At 63.5% G+C, this 16069-nt stretch carries 11 protein-coding genes, 1 tRNA gene and 2 pseudogenes; 10 read left to right on the top strand and 4 right to left on the bottom strand.

The features are described 5' to 3' along the window. Positions 1-33 precede the first annotated feature (33 nt). The 6 genes and pseudogenes from L610_RS10100 (at position 34) to serA (ending at position 8519) form a co-directional block, all read left to right on the top strand. A pseudogene (locus L610_RS10100) lies at positions 34-2024 on the top strand (ATP-dependent metallopeptidase FtsH/Yme1/Tma family protein). A 287-nt stretch (positions 2025-2311) separates the two neighbouring features. Continuing rightward, positions 2312-3664, top strand: coding sequence for a phosphoglucosamine mutase (glmM, locus tag L610_RS10095; RefSeq protein WP_024847351.1), 1353 nt, complete (start codon positions 2312-2314; stop codon positions 3662-3664). Positions 3665-3814: 150 nt separating this feature from the next. Continuing rightward, a complete protein-coding gene (locus L610_RS10090; RefSeq protein ID WP_024847350.1) occupies positions 3815-4606 on the top strand; it encodes an outer membrane protein in 792 nt (263 codons plus the stop codon). 191 nt (positions 4607-4797) lie between these two features. Next, on the top strand, positions 4798-5487 hold the full coding sequence (locus L610_RS10085; protein ID WP_024847349.1) for an outer membrane protein: 690 nt from the start codon (positions 4798-4800) through the stop codon (positions 5485-5487). Between the two features lie 175 nt (positions 5488-5662). Then, positions 5663-6838: a phosphoserine transaminase gene (locus L610_RS10080; protein WP_144704698.1), complete on the top strand. Its 1176-nt coding sequence runs from the start codon at positions 5663-5665 to the stop codon at positions 6836-6838. 79 nt (positions 6839-6917) lie between these two features. Further along, the gene (gene serA, locus L610_RS10075) at positions 6918-8519 is read left to right on the top strand and encodes a phosphoglycerate dehydrogenase (protein ID WP_144704695.1); all 1602 of its coding nucleotides are present in this window, start codon (positions 6918-6920) and stop codon (positions 8517-8519) included. A 66-nt stretch (positions 8520-8585) separates the two neighbouring features. Here the strand turns inward: serA and L610_RS10070 are convergent, their stop codons facing one another. Then, positions 8586-9488: a DMT family transporter gene (locus tag L610_RS10070; protein ID WP_144704692.1), complete on the bottom strand. Its 903-nt coding sequence runs from the start codon at positions 9486-9488 to the stop codon at positions 8586-8588. Between the two features lie 228 nt (positions 9489-9716). On the opposite strand from L610_RS10070, the gene L610_RS10065 reads away from it, so the two are divergent. Then, the gene (locus L610_RS10065) at positions 9717-11015 is read left to right on the top strand and encodes an adenylosuccinate synthase (RefSeq protein ID WP_024847345.1); all 1299 of its coding nucleotides are present in this window, start codon (positions 9717-9719) and stop codon (positions 11013-11015) included. Between the two features lie 69 nt (positions 11016-11084). Next, on the top strand, positions 11085-12626 hold the full coding sequence (locus tag L610_RS10060; protein WP_144704689.1) for a hypothetical protein: 1542 nt from the start codon (positions 11085-11087) through the stop codon (positions 12624-12626). Positions 12627-12715: 89 nt separating this feature from the next. Here L610_RS10060 and rpoH read toward each other — a convergent pair whose 3' ends face one another. Together rpoH and L610_RS10050 are read right to left on the bottom strand one after the other, a co-directional pair. Continuing rightward, a complete protein-coding gene (gene rpoH / locus L610_RS10055; protein WP_024847343.1) occupies positions 12716-13624 on the bottom strand; it encodes an RNA polymerase sigma factor RpoH in 909 nt (302 codons plus the stop codon). A 179-nt stretch (positions 13625-13803) separates the two neighbouring features. Then, positions 13804-14835 (bottom strand): RluA family pseudouridine synthase, encoded by a 1032-nt coding sequence (locus tag L610_RS10050; protein WP_024847342.1) that lies wholly within the window; start codon positions 14833-14835, stop codon positions 13804-13806. 25 nt (positions 14836-14860) lie between these two features. Here L610_RS10050 and L610_RS10045 point away from each other — a divergent pair, with 25 nt between their 5' ends. Both L610_RS10045 and L610_RS10040 read left to right on the top strand, forming a co-directional pair. Further along, positions 14861-15241 carry a hypothetical protein gene (locus tag L610_RS10045; protein ID WP_024847341.1) on the top strand — a complete coding sequence of 127 codons (381 nt, stop codon included), beginning with the start codon at positions 14861-14863 and terminating at the stop codon, positions 15239-15241. A gap of 136 nt (positions 15242-15377) precedes the next feature. After that, positions 15378-15452: transfer RNA gene (locus tag L610_RS10040), tRNA-Glu, on the top strand. A 510-nt stretch (positions 15453-15962) separates the two neighbouring features. Here the strand turns inward: L610_RS10040 and L610_RS20515 are convergent. Next, a pseudogene (locus tag L610_RS20515) lies at positions 15963-16069 on the bottom strand (recombinase zinc beta ribbon domain-containing protein); the annotation flags it as partial.

Genomic DNA, 16069 nt, shown 5'->3' with positions numbered 1-16069 from the left:
TCTCTGCTGCGGTGGACACCAACGGGAAGCACGATGAATCCGAATTACCGCAACCTCGCGCTCTGGGCGATAATCGCCGTTTTGCTGATCGCGCTCTTCAACCTGTTCCAGGCCCCGCAGCAGCGTGGCATGGCGCGTGAGATTCCGTATTCAGAGTTTCTGAGCGAGGTTGAATCCGGACGCGTTAGCTCGGTCACGATTTCCGGCAGCCGCATTACCGGCTCCTATGGTGACTCCGCATCCGGATTCCAGACCTACTCGCCTGGCGACAACACGCTGGTCGAGCGCCTTGCCTCGAAGGGCGTCACCATCAACGCCCGTCCCGAAACGGACGGCTCGAACTCCATCCTTGGCTACCTGATCTCCTGGCTGCCGATGATCCTGATCCTCGGTGTCTGGATCTTTTTCATGCGCCAGATGCAGTCCGGCTCGGGCCGCGCCATGGGCTTCGGCAAGTCGAAGGCAAAGCTGCTGACTGAAGCGCATGGCCGCGTCACCTTTGCTGACGTCGCCGGTGTCGACGAAGCCAAGCAGGACCTCGAGGAGATCGTCGAATTCCTGCGCGATCCGCAGAAGTTCCAGCGCCTCGGCGGCAAGATCCCGCGCGGCGTGCTGCTCGTCGGCCCTCCCGGAACCGGTAAGACGCTGACCGCGCGCGCCGTTGCCGGCGAAGCGAACGTGCCCTTCTTCACCATTTCCGGTTCGGACTTCGTCGAAATGTTCGTCGGCGTCGGCGCTTCCCGTGTGCGCGACATGTTCGAACAGGCCAAGAAGAACGCGCCGTGCATCATCTTCATCGATGAGATCGACGCGGTCGGCCGTCACCGTGGCGCAGGCCTTGGCGGCGGCAATGACGAGCGCGAGCAGACGCTGAACCAGCTGCTGGTCGAGATGGATGGCTTCGAGGCCAACGAGGGCATCATCCTGATCGCCGCGACCAACCGTCCGGACGTCCTCGACCCGGCGCTGCTGCGCCCGGGCCGCTTCGACCGCCAGGTCGTCGTCCCAAACCCGGATGTCATCGGCCGCGAGAAGATCCTCAAGGTCCACGTCCGCAACGTCCCCCTGGCACCGAATGTCGACCTCAAGGTTCTTGCACGTGGCACGCCTGGCTTCTCGGGCGCTGACCTTGCCAACCTCGTCAACGAGGCTGCGCTGATGGCTGCCCGCCCCAACGCCGACGAGGTGACGATGGAGGACTTCACCAACGCCTTCGAGCGCATCGTAGCCGCAACAAGCGGCTTGTGACCATGGCCGAGTTCGAGGACGCCAAGGACAAGATCATGATGGGCGCCGAGCGCCGGTCGAACGCCATGACCCAGGCGGAGAAGGAGCTGACGGCCTATCACGAGGCCGGCCACGCCATCACCGCGCTGCACGTTCCGGCTGCCGACCCGCTCCACAAGGCGACCATCATCCCGCGGGGCCGCGCGCTTGGCATGGTCATGCAGCTCCCGGAGGGCGATCGCTACTCCATGAGCTACAAGTACATGACCTCGCGCCTGGTCATCATGATGGGCGGCCGCGTCGCGGAAGAGATCAAGTTCGGCAAGGAGAATATCACCTCGGGCGCCGCCTCGGATATCGACCAGGCGACCAAACTCGCCCGTGCGATGGTCACCCGCTGGGGCTTCTCCGACAAGCTCGGCCACGTCGCCTACGGCGACAATCAGGAAGAGGTCTTCCTCGGCCATTCGGTCGCGCGTCAGCAGAACGTCTCCGAGGAGACCGCCCAGCTGATCGACACCGAAGTGCGCCGCCTGATCGACGAGGCGTATCGCGAGGCGCATCGGATCCTGACGGAGTATCGCGACGAGTGGCTGGCGATCGCAGAAGGGCTGCTCGAGTACGAGACGCTGACCGGCGAAGAGATCCAGCAGATCATCCGCGGCGAAAAGCCGGCGCGTGACCTTGGCGACGACACTCCGCCGACCCGCGGCACGACCGTGCCGAAGGCGGGCGCGCGCAAGGAGCCGCGGAAGGGCGACGAGCCTGACACCGGCATGGAGCCCCAGCCGCAATAAGGCTCTCGGAAAATCCTGAAAACCCCGGTTCGCCGCGCCCAGCGCGGCGAACTTGCTATTTATGGGGACGTTGTTCCTCACCTGAATGCGGCTGTTGCACGCGACCAAAAGGGTTATGTCGCCTCTCAATCGTGGACTCGACGTCCCGCCGCGTCAGGCAATACGTTCCTCGATGTTTACCAGTTGCGGAACGAGATTCGTAACGGTTGCTCACATATTGTGATGCCATGGGTCCGGGTTGCTGTGGCAAATCTCGGCTCGATTCAGGCGGAAACGCAGGTCAAAACATGACGAAACGCTACTTCGGTACAGACGGCATTCGCGGGCGGGCTAACCGGTCGCCCATGACTCCGGAAATCGCGATGCGCGTGGGCATGGCCGTGGGCATGTCTTTTCAGCGCGGCAGCTACCGTCACCGCGTCGTCGTTGGCAAGGACACCCGTCTTTCGGGCTACATGATCGAGAACGCGATGGTCGCCGGCTTCTGTGCCGCGGGCATGGACGTGTTCCTGCTCGGCCCGATTCCGACGCCGGGTGTTGCGATGCTGGTGCGCTCGCTGCGCGCCGACATCGGCGTGATGATCTCCGCCTCGCACAACCCGTACTACGACAACGGCATCAAGCTGTTCGGCCCGGACGGTTACAAGCTGTCCGACGAGATTGAGTCCCGCATCGAGCAGCTGCTTGACCAGGACGTCGAGATCGCGCTCGCCGACGCTGACGCGCTCGGCCGCGCCAAGCGCATCGACGGCGTCCATGACCGCTACATCGAATTCGCCAAGCGCACGCTCCCCCGCTCCATGTCGCTGTCGGGCCTGCGCATCGTCATCGACTGCGCCAATGGCGCCGGTTACAAGGTTGCGCCTGCAGCCCTCTGGGAGCTCGGCGCCGAGGTCATCGCCATCAACGATGAGCCGAACGGCCTCAACATCAACGAGAACTGCGGCTCGACCCATCCGCTCGGCCTGTCGAAAAAGGTCCACGAGCTGCGCGCCGACGTCGGCATCGCGCTCGACGGTGACGCCGACCGCGTCGTCATGGTCGACGAGACCGGCGCCGTGATCGACGGCGACCAGCTGATGGCGCTGATTGCCGAGTCCTGGCACCAGAACGGCCGCCTCGCCGGCGGCGGCGTGGTGGCGACCGTCATGTCCAACCTCGGCCTCGAGCGTTATCTCGAGAGCCTGGGGCTTTCGCTCCACCGCACCAAGGTCGGTGACCGCTATGTGGTCGAGCACATGCGTGCCCACGGCTTCAACGTTGGCGGCGAGCAGTCGGGCCACGTTGTCCTCTCCGACTTCTCCACCACCGGCGATGGCCTCGTCTCGGCGCTGCAGGTGCTTGCCTGCATCAAGCGCGCTGGTAAGCCTGCCAGCGAGGTCTGCCGCAAGTTCGAGCCGGTGCCGCAGCTGCTCAAGAACGTCCGCTTCTCCGGCGGCGCGCCGCTCGAGAGCAAGCTGGTCAAGTCGGCGATCGAAGATGCGCGCGCAAGGCTTGGCAAGTCCGGCCGCCTCGTCATCCGCCCGTCGGGCACCGAGCCGCTGATTCGTGTCATGGCCGAGGCCGACGATTCGACACTCGTTGAGCAGGTGGTGAACGAGATCGTTGAGGTCATCGCCAGCACCCGCAGCGCGGCCTGATCGCAACTATTTCCAAGTATCCAGGGCGGACGACCTGTCCGCCTTGGTTAATCGTTACAGTTAATCGTGATTTAACCATTCTCGTTCACCTTGCCGCCAAGCGAACTTGGCAACCCGTAGTCATGGGCTACGGCAAGAGCGGGATGTACGATGCGAAGCACTGTGACGAGATCTGGGGTAGTCGCCGCCCTGGTAACGGCGGGCATTCTTCCAGCTCACGCCGCGGATCTGATTGATCCTCCGGTCATCGAATATGAGGATCCCGCGCCAGCCATCGGCGGCTGGTATCTGCGCGGCTACCTCGGCATGACCAACCAGAACTTCAAGGGACTCGACTACGAGTACTTCGATGCTCCGGGCTGGGAGCAGACTTGGCCGGACAAGGGCGGCTTCGGCTCGTCGCCGCTGTTCGGTGCAGGCGTCGGCTACCAGGTCAACCACTGGCTGCGCGGCGAACTCACCGCTGAATATCGCGGTAAGGCCTCGTTCAGCGCGCTCGACCGCGTCACCGAGATCGCCGATCCGACCAACGTGATGACCAACGAGTACAGCGCCAAGAAATCCGAGTGGCTGCTGCTCGCCAGCGTCTACGCCGACCTCGGCAACTTCCACGGCATCGTTCCCTACGTCGGTGCAGGTATTGGTGCCTCGCGGAACACGATCTCGCACTTCAACGACGCAAACGTCATGGCGGGTGGTGGCGGTTATGCCGGCACTGGCTCGCAGTGGGATCTGGCCTGGGCGTTGCACGCTGGTCTCGGTTACGAGCTCAACGAACGCGCTACGGTCGACTTCGGCTACAGCTTCGTCCACCTCGGCGACGGCAAGACCGGCCAGGCCCACAACTACGATCCTGCCTTCAGCCGCCCGAATAGCGGCTTCAAGTTCAAGGACCTTTACTCGCACGACGTGAAGGTCGGCCTGCGCTACAAGCTGAATTAGGAAGCTTCGTTTCCCTCTCGAAAGGCCCGGCATCTGCCGGGTTTTTTTCGTTTGCGGGCCGCGCACACAGGCGGAGCGCGACGTCAAAATCCCATTATGCTTAACCGCGACTTAACCATCATGGTTAACAATCCGGTCGATTAAGGCGGCCCGATCAGGTGACGGTGCGGCCGTGGGCTTGGAGACTCATGATGCGATCCTGCTACAAGATTCTCGCCGCATCTGCGGCACTCGTCCTTGCAGCCACCCCGACGCTTGCAGCCGATTACGATCCTCCGGTCTACGTGGAGGAAGCGCCGGAATTCGTTCCGGTCGAAGTTGGCAGCGGCTGGTACCTGCGCGGCGACGTTGGCTACGACTTTGCCCGGCCGCTCTATCGCTGGGTGGCCGGCAACAGGGTCGACAACAATCGCTGGTCCGGCTCGCTCGGCTTCGGCTACCACTTCACTGACGAGCTGCGTGGCGACATCACGGTCTCCTATCTCGGCAAGGACGATGTCCGAGGCCCGATCGTCGGCCCGAATGACTACGCCTCGCACAGCGTGTGGAGCGGCCTCATCAATGGCTACTACGACATCGCTACCATCGTCGGCATCACGCCTTACGTGGGCGCCGGCGTCGGCTTCACCTATTCGCGTCACGAACTCTCGTTTGATCCGGCCCTCGTCGGCGCGGCCGACGTGCCCGACCGCCAGTACAACTTTGCCTACGCGCTGATGGCGGGSGCGAGCTACAAGGTCACCGACAACGTCTCGATCGATGCGGGCTACCAGTTCCTGCATACGCCGAAGATGGACTACTTTGACACCGAGCGCGGCGAGTTGCGCGAGGGCCAGACCCAGCACTTGCTGAAGGTCGGCCTGCGCTACGACCTGTGGTAAGCCACTAACACATAATGGTTTGGAACGGCGGGCTCTGACCCGCCGTTTTACTTTCTCCAAAATTATTTAGCGTCTCCTCAGATTTTCGCTTGCGATCAAGAGCGCTCAGGCGTAATGCCCGCCGTGGGCCACCTCTCCCCAACGAGAGGCGTGCTATCTGAAAGGGTAGAACCACATGACAGTTGCTCCGAAGCCGGACCTTCGTCCGGCCAATCCCAATTTTTCTTCTGGTCCTTGCGCCAAGCGTCCCGGATGGTCGCTTGAAGCTCTCGCTGATGCCCCGCTCGGTCGCTCGCACCGCGCGAAGATCGGCAAGACGAAGCTGCAGTACGCAATCGACGTTACCCGCGAAATTCTTCAGGTTCCCGCCGACTGGCGCATCGGCATCGTGCCGGCGTCGGACACCGGCGCGGTCGAGATGGCGCTGTGGTCGCTGCTCGGCCAGCGCGGCGTCGACATGGTCGCCTGGGAATCCTTCGGCTCCGGCTGGGTCACCGACGTCGTCAAGCAGCTGAAGCTGCAGGACGTCCGCAAGTTCGAAGCCGACTACGGCAAGCTGCCCGACCTTTCTCAGATCGATTTCAACCGCGACGTCGTCTTCACCTGGAACGGCACCACTTCCGGTGTCCGCGTTCCGAACGCCGACTTCATCCCGGCCGACCGTGAAGGCCTAACCATCTGCGACGCCACTTCGGCCGCATTTGCCCAGCGCCTCGACTTCCAGAAGCTCGATGTCGTCACCTTCTCCTGGCAGAAGGTTCTCGGCGGTGAAGCTGCCCACGGCATGCTGATCCTGTCGCCCCGCGCTGTCGAGCGCCTCGAGACCTACACCCCGACCTGGCCGCTGCCGAAGATCTTCCGCATGACCAAGGGCGGCAAGCTGATCGAAGGCATCTTCAAGGGCGAGACCATCAACACTCCGTCGATGCTCTGCGTCGAGGACTACATCGACGCCCTCGAGTGGGCGAAGTCGATTGGCGGTCTCGACGGCCTGATCGCACGCGCCGACGCGAACTTTGCGGTCATTGACGCCTTCGTCCAGAAGACGCCGTGGATCGACAACCTTGCCGTCGATCCGGCAACCCGTTCGAACACCTCTGTGTGCCTGACGATCGTCGATCCGGAAGTCACCGCGCTCGATGCCGATGCCCAGGCTGCATTCGCCAAGGGCATTGCGACGCTGCTCGACAAGGAAGGCGTCGCCTACGACATCGGTGCCTACCGCGACGCTCCGGCTGGCCTGCGCATCTGGGCTGGCGCGACCGTTGAAACGGCCGACCTCGAGAAGCTGATGCCCTGGCTGGACTGGGCGTTCGCTCAGCAGAAGGCTGCTCTTAAGGCTGCCGCCTGATTAGTTTCGGGGTCGCGGTTGGGAGCGACCCCATTCTCTCCTGCATCTGAACTCAAGTGACCTGACGAAGGAGGCCGCAATGGCACCTCGCGTACTCGTATCCGACAAGCTTTCGCCCACCGCCGTCCAGATCTTCAAGGATCGCGGCGTTGAAGTCGACTACCTGCCCGACCTCGGCAAGGACAAGGAAAAGCTCCTTGAGGTGATCGGCCAGTATGACGGTCTTGCCATCCGCTCGGCCACCAAGGTCACGGAAAAGCTGATCGCCGCCGCCACCAACCTCAAGGTCATCGGCCGCGCCGGTATCGGCGTCGACAATGTCGACATCCCGGCTGCATCGCGCCGCGGTATCATCGTGATGAACACGCCATTCGGCAATTCGATCACGACCGCCGAGCATGCGATCGCCCTGATGTTTGCCGTCGCCCGCCAGCTGCCGGAGGCCAACGCCTCCACCCACGCCGGCAAGTGGGAAAAGAACCGCTTCATGGGTGTCGAGATCACCGGCAAGACGCTGGGCGTCATCGGCTGCGGCAATATCGGCTCAATCGTTGCTACGCGCGGCGTCGGCCTCAAGATGAAGGTCATCGCCTTCGACCCGTTCCTGTCGGAGCAGCGCGCCGAGGAGCTTGGTGTCGAGAAGGTCGAGCTCGACGAGCTCCTGACCCGTTCGGACTTCATCACCCTGCACACGCCGATGACCGACAAGACGCGCGGCATCATCAACAAGGACGCCTTCGCCAAGATGAAGGACGGCGTGCGCATCATCAACTGCGCCCGCGGCGGCCTGGTCGTTGAGGCTGACCTTGTAGAAGCGCTCAAGAGCGGCAAGGTTGCCGGCGCCGGCATCGACGTGTTCGAAGTCGAGCCCGCCACCGAAAGCCCGCTCTTCGGCATGGAGAACGTCGTCTGCACGCCGCACCTCGGCGCGTCGACCACTGAAGCGCAGGAGAACGTCGCGCTGCAGGTCGCCGAGCAGATGTCGGACTACCTGATCAAGGGTGCCGTCTCGAACGCGATCAACATGCCGTCGATCACGGCCGAGGAAGCTCCGCGCCTCAAGCCGTTCATCAAGCTCGCCGAAGTACTTGGCGCTTTCGTCGGTCAGGCGACCGAGGATCCGGTCAAGGAGGTCGAGGTGCTGTTCGACGGTTCGACCGCGACCATGAACACCCGCGCCCTGATTAGCGCCGCGCTCGCCGGCCTGATCCGTCCGATGGTTGCCGACGTCAACATGGTCTCAGCGCCGATCATGTCCAAGGAGCGCGGCATCATCCTGTCCGAGATCAAGCGCGACAAGTCGGGCGTCTTCGACGGCTACATCAAGCTGACCGTCAAGACCGACTCCATGACCCGCTCGATTGCCGGCACCTGCTTCTCTGACGGCAAGCCGCGCTTCATCCAGATAAAGGGCATCAACCTCGACGCCGAGGTGGGCCAGCACATGCTGTACACCACCAACGACGACGTTCCGGGCATCATCGGTCTGCTCGGCTCGCTCTGCGGCAAGCATGGCGTCAACATCGCAAACTTCGCCCTCGGCCGCGACCGTCCGGGTGGCGACGCGATCGCGCTGCTCTATCTCGACGCTCCGTTCCCGGAACACGTCCTCACCGAGCTGCTCGCCGATGTCCGCATCAACTCGGCAAAGCCGCTCGTTTTCGACGTCGCGGCGAACTGAACCTGAAAGCCTCCTCCCAAGGCTGACCGAACCGCCGGCTCTCGAGCCGGCGGTTTTCTTTTGTGCCTATTGCCGGGTTTCCAGTGCGCGGCGGTGGCCGCTGCGCTCGGCAAGCCAGATGCCCCCGAATACCAGTGCCAGCGCGGCTGCGTGGTAGAGCTGAAAGGCTTCGCCAAGCAGCAACACCGAAAGCAGCGTGCCGAAGACCGGGATCATGTTGATGAACAGCCCGGCGCGGTTGCCACCGATCAACTCGACGCCGCGAATATAGAAGATCTGGCTGAGGATCGAAGGGAACAGCGACGTATAGGCCATGATCGCGTAGCCACGCAGGGTTGGCATGATCGCTTCCCCTGCCGCCACCTCCCAGATCGTGAAGGGAATCGAGGCCACGAAGGCAGACACGCACATCGCCAGCATCAGGCTCTTCCAGTGCACGTCCGGCTTGTTGCGCAGAGCGACCGTGTATCCGGAATAAGAGATCACTGCGATCAGCATCAGCGCGTCGCCGAAGTTCATCTGCAGCTGCGCGAGCGTGGAGAGGTCGCCATGCGAGGCCGTCAGCGCAACGCCCGCCACCGACATCAGGAAGCCCACGATCTGCCCGACGCCAACCCCGGTGCGGAACAGCACGAAGTTCAGCGCGAAGATGAACATCGGCATCGCCGCCTGCTCGATCGACACGTTGATGACGGTCGTGTAGCGCACCGCGTTGTAGAGGACGATGTTGAAGAGCGAGAAGCCGATGGCGCCAAGCAGGAAGATGAACACCAGCCTCTTCTTCAGCACCGGCCAGTCCTTGCGGAAATGCGGCAGGCCAATCGCGGCGATGACAAGCGAAGCGATGATCCAGCGGGCGCTGTTCAGAACCATCGGCGAGACATGCCCGAGTGCCAGCTTGCCGCTGACGGCATTTCCTGCCCAGAAGAATGACGCCAGCAGAAGCAGCGTATAGGCGTGGCGTAACATCGCGTCCCTTGCCAAAGGTCTTTTGATGAATATGAGCACAAGGTGCAAAAACGGAGGGACGAGCCTTAATCCCTCCCTGTTTCGCTGTAAATGAGCCAGATGTGGCCGCTAGAATCTGGGTTGGCCCTGGTATTGCAACCGGGGGGTCGCGTTGCGCGCGACTTGCGGTTATAGAGGCCTGTCATTTTCTGGGCATGAACGCCCGGCTTTAGTGAAGAGGATGTTTCCATGGCCAATGTGGTGGTCGTCGGCTCGCAGTGGGGCGACGAAGGCAAAGGCAAGATCGTCGACTGGCTTTCGGAACGCGCGGACGTCGTCGTGCGCTTCCAGGGCGGCCACAACGCCGGCCACACCCTCGTGGTCGACGGCAAGGTCTACAAGCTGTCGCTACTGCCTTCCGGCGTCGTGCGTCCGGGCAAGCTCTCGGTGATCGGCAACGGCGTCGTCTTCGACCCGCATGCCTTCGTCGCCGAGCTGCAGCGCCTGCGCGACCTCGGCGTCGAGATTGGTCCGGACCGCCTCAAGATCGCCGAGAACACGCCGCTCATCCTTTCCATCCACCGCGACCTCGACGGCTACCGCGAGGATGCCGCTTCCAGCAGTGGCACCAAGATCGGCACCACCCGCCGCGGCATCGGTCCTGCCTATGAGGACAAGGTTGGCCGCCGCGCGATCAAGGTCATGGACCTTGCCGACCTCGACACTCTTCCCGCCAAGATCGACCGCCTGCTGTCGCACCACAATCCGCTGCGCGTCGGCCTCGGCTTCCCGGAAGTGAAGCCGGAAACGCTGCTCGAAGAGCTGACCTCGATTGCCGACAAGGTCCTGCCATACATGGACCGCGTCTGGAAGGTGCTCGACGAGAAGCGCCGCGCCGGCGAGCGCATCCTGTTCGAGGGTGCTCAAGGCACCCTGCTCGACGTCGACCACGGCACCTATCCCTTCGTGACCTCGTCGAACGTAGTTGCCGGCCAGGCCGCCGCCGGTTCGGGCGTCGGTCCGGGCTCGATCGACTATGTCCTCGGCATCACCAAGGCTTACACGACCCGCGTCGGCGAAGGCCCGTTCCCGACCGAGCAGGACAATGATGTCGGCGAGTTCCTCGGCACCCGCGGCCACGAGTTCGGCACCGTCACGGGGCGCAAGCGCCGCTGCGGCTGGTTCGACGCCGTGCTGGTCCGCCAGGCCGTTGCCGTCAACGGCATCAACGGCATCGCGCTCACCAAGCTCGACGTGCTCGACGGCCTCGACGAGATCAAGGTCTGCACCGGCTACAAGCTCGACGGCCAGGTCATCGACTACCTGCCGGCGAGTCAGGGCGCCCAGGCCCGCGTCGAGCCGATCTACGAGACGCTCGAAGGCTGGAAGGGCACCACGGCGGGCGCACGCAGCTGGGCCGATCTCCCGGCGCAGGCGGTCAAGTATGTCCGCTACATCGAGGAGCTGATCGGCGCCCCGGTTGCGCTGCTTTCGACCAGCCCCGAGCGGGAAGACACGATTCTTGTGACCGATCCGTTTCAAGACTAGGTTCCAACGTAAAGTCGCGGCGTGGCACTAGGGGCCGCGCCGAACCGGCACAGGCAAAGGCAAACAGGAATGGCCGATTTCGTAGCGGTTCTGAGAAAGGCGATCAGCAATCTCGGCGAGAACACGCCCGAGATGCGCGAGAAGGTCTACGATAAAGCCAGGGCCACGATCGAAGCCAAGCTGGCTGCCATCAACCCGCCGCCGCCAGCGTCCGTCGCCGACCGCCAGCGCAAGGCGCTCGAGGACGCGATCGCCGTCGTCCGCGCCGACTATGCGGAGAAGGAAGCGACGGTCGAGGACGACGAGCTCGAGGACATTTTCGCGAGCCTGCATCAGGCCCCGGACATTGCGCCGCCTCCTCCGGCTGCGCCGCAGCCTGCTCCTCGCCCGGCACCAGCGCCCGTCGCGGAGCCGCGCGTCGAACCTGCTCCGGCGGCTCCCGCCGAGGCTCCGACGCCAAGCGCCTTTGCACCCGAGGCGCCTGAACCCGCCCCCGATCAGGATGAACCGCGTCCGCCCATTACCGACGGTATCGACACGCTGCTCGAAAGCGCCCCTTCGCATGACCGCGAGCCGCGCGAGCGTCGCGCCGCAGCCCCGGCCGCACGCGGCGGCTCCGGCAAGCGCGTCGGCCTTGCCGCCGCCATTGTCGTGCTTCTCGCCGCACTCGCCGGCGCCGGCTATTTCCTCCTGTCGGATGATGGCTCCAAGGTTGCCACCGAGACGCCTACTCCCGAGGCACAGCCTGCGCCTGAGGAGCCCGCATCCACCGCGGAGGATCTGACCGAGGAAGAGCCGCAGGAACAGGCGGCCGCGACGCCAGAGCAGCCGGCAACCCCGGCACAGCCAGGCACCGACAAGTTCACGCAGCGCCTTCTGCCTGATGGCAGCGAGGTCGATGAAGGTCCGGCCGGCGAAAAGCCGAGCATCGGCGAAGGCACTTCGGTCGCGACGCTGCAGCAGCCGGCGAACGCACAGCCTGCCCAAAACGGCAACGGCGCAGCGCCCGCGAACACTGCCGAGCAGCAGCCAGCCACCCAGCAGCAGTCGGGCGTTGCCGTCGGCCAGCGCGCGATCTTCTACGAAGAGCGCACCAGCTCGGCGCAGGGCTCGGCCGAGCTTGGCAACATCGTCTGGTCGATCGTCCAGGAATCGCCCGGCGGCGACCTGCCGCCTGAGCCGGCGATCCGCGCAGAGGCGACCATTCCGGGCAAGGACGTGCAGCTGCGCATGACCATCCGGCGCAATGGCGATGCCACGCTGCCTGCAAGCCACATCGTCGAGATGATCTTCCTGACGCCGGAAGGTTTTGAGGGCGGTGCGATATCCAACGTCTCGCGCATGTCGTTCAAGGAGACGGAACAGGCTGCGGGCAGCCCGCTGATCGGCATCCCGGCAAAGATCGCTGACGGCTTCTTCCTGATCGCGCTGGGCGACGCCCCGGCAGAGATCCAGACCAACATGAACCTGCTGCGCCAGCAGAGCTGGATCGACATTCCGATCGTCTACCAGACCGGCCGCCGCGCGCTGCTGTCGCTGGAAAAGGGCATACCGGGCGACAAGGTCTTCCAGGAAGCCCTGCAGGCCTGGGAACAGGCAAACGCCGGCTAAGACAGCGCGACATCGAAATCACGGACAAAAAGAAAAGCCGCCGGCGGGAATCCGCAGGCGGCTTTTTCGTAGGTCCCGAGGAACGCGGCTTACGCCGGCTCGGCCTCGATGGTGCGCAGGGCCTGTGCTTGGCGGCGAGCCGCCGCCTGGACTGCATCCTGCACCTTCTCGAAGGCGCGAACCTCGATCTGGCGCACGCGCTCGCGGCTGATGTCGAACTCAGCCGAAAGCTCCTCGAGCGTCATCGGCTCGTCGGCAAGGCGGCGCGCCTCGAAGATGCGGCGCTCGCGCTCATTGAGGACGGACAGGGCATCCGAAAGCATCGCGCGCCGGTTCTCGAGCTCGTCCTGCTCGATCAGCATGGCTTCCTGGCTTTCCGAATCGTCGACCAGCCAGTCCTGCCACTCGCCCGACTCGCCTTCCGAGGCGCGAATCGGCGCGTTCAGCGAAGCGTCGCCCGACAGGCGACGGTTCATCGATACGACCTCTTCCTCGCTAACGTTCAAGCGCGTCGCGATTTCGGTGATCTGCTCCGGCTTGAGGTCGCCCTCGTCCAGAGCCTGGATCTTGCCCTTCACCTTGCGCAGATTGAAGAACAGGCGCTTCTGGTTCGCCGTGGTGCCCATCTTCACGAGGCTCCACGAGCGCAGGATGTATTCCTGGATCGCGGCCTTGATCCACCACATCGCGTAGGTCGCGAGGCGGAAACCGCGTTCAGGTTCGAACTTCTTGACCGCCTGCATCAGGCCGACATTGCCCTCGGAGATTACTTCCCCTATCGGCAGGCCGTAGCCGCGATAGCCCATCGCGATCTTGGCGACGAGGCGGAGATGGCTCGTTACGAGCTTGTGTGCAGCATCCGTGTCCCCGTGCTCAATGTACCGCTTGGCGAGCATGTACTCTTCCTGCGGCTGGAGCATCGGAAAGCGCCGGATTTCCTCAAGATAGCGGGCAAGGCCGCCTTCCCCGGAAACGATGCTAGGTAGTGTCTGGGCCATATAGCACCCTCCCTCTATTTTTGCCCCCGTTCATCGGCGAGCTTACGGGCGCGGTCGCGCGCAGCGCGCACCACGCCGTAGGTCATATATAGGTACGTTTGCGGCAAAAACACGTAGCGTGACGCACTGAAACAGTCCGTCACGTAAAAATGAACGGGCGGCGTGCTGCCGTTTTGGGCTTATAAACCTCGGAACCCGTCCAACAGTTCCGCGAAATCTTCAGGCAGCGGTGCCTCGAACTTCATCAGCTCGTCCGTTACCGGATGGCGGAAGGCAAGCAGCCGCGCATGCAGCGCCTGGCGCGGAAAATTGCGGACCAGATCTCCGAGCTCAGCCGGCAACACGTTCACCTTGGTGAAGAAGGCGCGGCCGTACTCGCGGTCGCCGACCAGCGGATGGCCGATATGTGCCATGTGGACACGGATCTGGTGGGTGCGGCCCGTTTCCAGACGGCATTCGACCAGCGAGGCCATTGCGGTCGCATCGGGCTTTTCGCCGAACCGCTCCTGCACCTGGAAATGTGTCACCGCATAGCGCGCGTCCTCACGTTCCTCACGCACCACGGCCTGCTTCGTGCGGTCGGTGGTCGAGCGGCCAAGATAGGTCTCGATCGTGCCGCCCATGCGCGCCGGCGTTCCCCACACCAGCGCATCATAGGCACGCTGGAGGTCGCCGGTTCGGCCATGGTCGGCAAAGGCTTCCGACAGGCTGCGGTGCGCGCGATCGGTCTTGGCGACCACCAGCACGCCGCTGGTGTCCTTGTCGAGACGGTGCACGATCCCCGGCCGCCGCACACCGCCGATGCCCGAAAGCGAGGAGCCGCAATGATGGATCAGCGCGTTGACGAGCGTGCCGGTCCAGTTGCCGGCGCCCGGATGAACGACAAGACCCGCCGGCTTGTCGATCACGATCAGCTCGTCGTCCTCGTAGAGGATCGACAGCGGAATGTCCTCGCCTTCGGGCTCGGCCGGCTCCGGCTCGGGCATGACGAGCGTGATCCGGTCGCCTTCGATGAGCTTCTTCTTCGGCTCGGTAATGACGGCGCCGTTCAGCGTCACCTGCCCGTCGCGGATCAGCCCCTGGACGCGGCTGCGCGACAGTTCAGGCGCCGTCTGGGCCGCTAGCCACTGGTCCATACGCGTGCCATGCGCGTCCTTGTCGGCAAGGAACTCTTTCAATGCGGCTTCCGCTTCGCTATCAGGGGCGCTCATCTACCGGACCGGAGTGGATTTCTCGATGATGCAGGATGACGACGACCAGGTTGAGGAAAAGCCGCTCGACCCCGCCGTGGAACGGGTCCGGCGCAAGCTCGTCCGCTTTATCGCCATCAATCTGGGAATTCTGTTCCTGGCCCTTATGGCTGTCGTCGGCGCTCTTGTCTACCGCGCAACACGCGTCGAGACACCCGCAGCACCCATTCGCGAAGTTCCGGGCCCGGCCGACACGGCAGCCTATGGCGAGATTTCTATCCCGCAGGGCGCGCGTATCACCAGCCACGCTCTCTCCGGCAACCGACTCAGCCTGTCGCTCGACCTCGCGGACGGCACGCGCTCGATCTACATATATGACATGGCCGAGGCGCGGCTGATCGCCCGTTTCGACATCAAGGAAGAGTAGTCCCTTCCCATCGCCGGCTGCCGAGGCAGCCGGCTAAAGCTTCTTCCCCCAAGAAAAATCACGCTTTTGGGAAGAACCTGCAACGACCCGGGTTGCATTCTCCGCGAATCGAATCTATATGCCCGATCACTGGTCAGCGCCCATCGTCTAGCGGTCAGGACGGCGCCCTCTCACGGCGCAAACAGGGGTTCGATTCCCCTTGGGCGTACCATTTCCGTGCAAAACTGCGAACACCGGACGCAGCAGAGCTTTTTCCGTCGATTGCCTGCTCCAGGGTAGTCTTGTCACCGACAATCCTGACGACATCATCATCGACCTCGATCCGGTCGATCACGGATCGCAGGTAGGCTTTCCGAAACGGGATCTCCCCACTTGTGATGTTTTCGCGCATGGCGCGGCCGAACCGTTCGATGACATCCGGCGTTATTTCGGTCGCGGGAGCAGCGTTTGCCCTGATGCGATCGAGAGCGGCCTGATTGCGTTCGCGGTCAAGCTTGAGCGTGTCGATGCGTTCTTTGAGGAGATCGTCCAACTCGGCGATGCCGTCCTCGACCATCTTGTAGAGCCGTTTCAGCTTGTCCTCGGCATTGGAGACTTCTCTCTGCAATGTAACAATCCGGCCATCAATCTCGGCAACCCGGCTGGCGCGCCGTGCAGAGAGAGAGGCAAGGACCGCAGTCAGGCGCTCCGACGTGAACAACTGCGCCGAGAGTTCATCAACCACCATAGTGTCGAGCCGCTCCATCGGGATGGAGCGGCCCTTGCAGGCGGTTTTGCCCTTTCGGCTGCAGGTGGAGCAGGTGTAGTAGCGATGGACCGTCCCGTTCT

The sequence above is a fragment of the Aminobacter sp. J44 genome, from assembly GCF_007829415.1.
Taxonomy (GTDB): Bacteria; Pseudomonadota; Alphaproteobacteria; order Rhizobiales; family Rhizobiaceae; genus Aerobium.
This window is presented reverse-complemented; position numbering and strand designations above follow the sequence as displayed.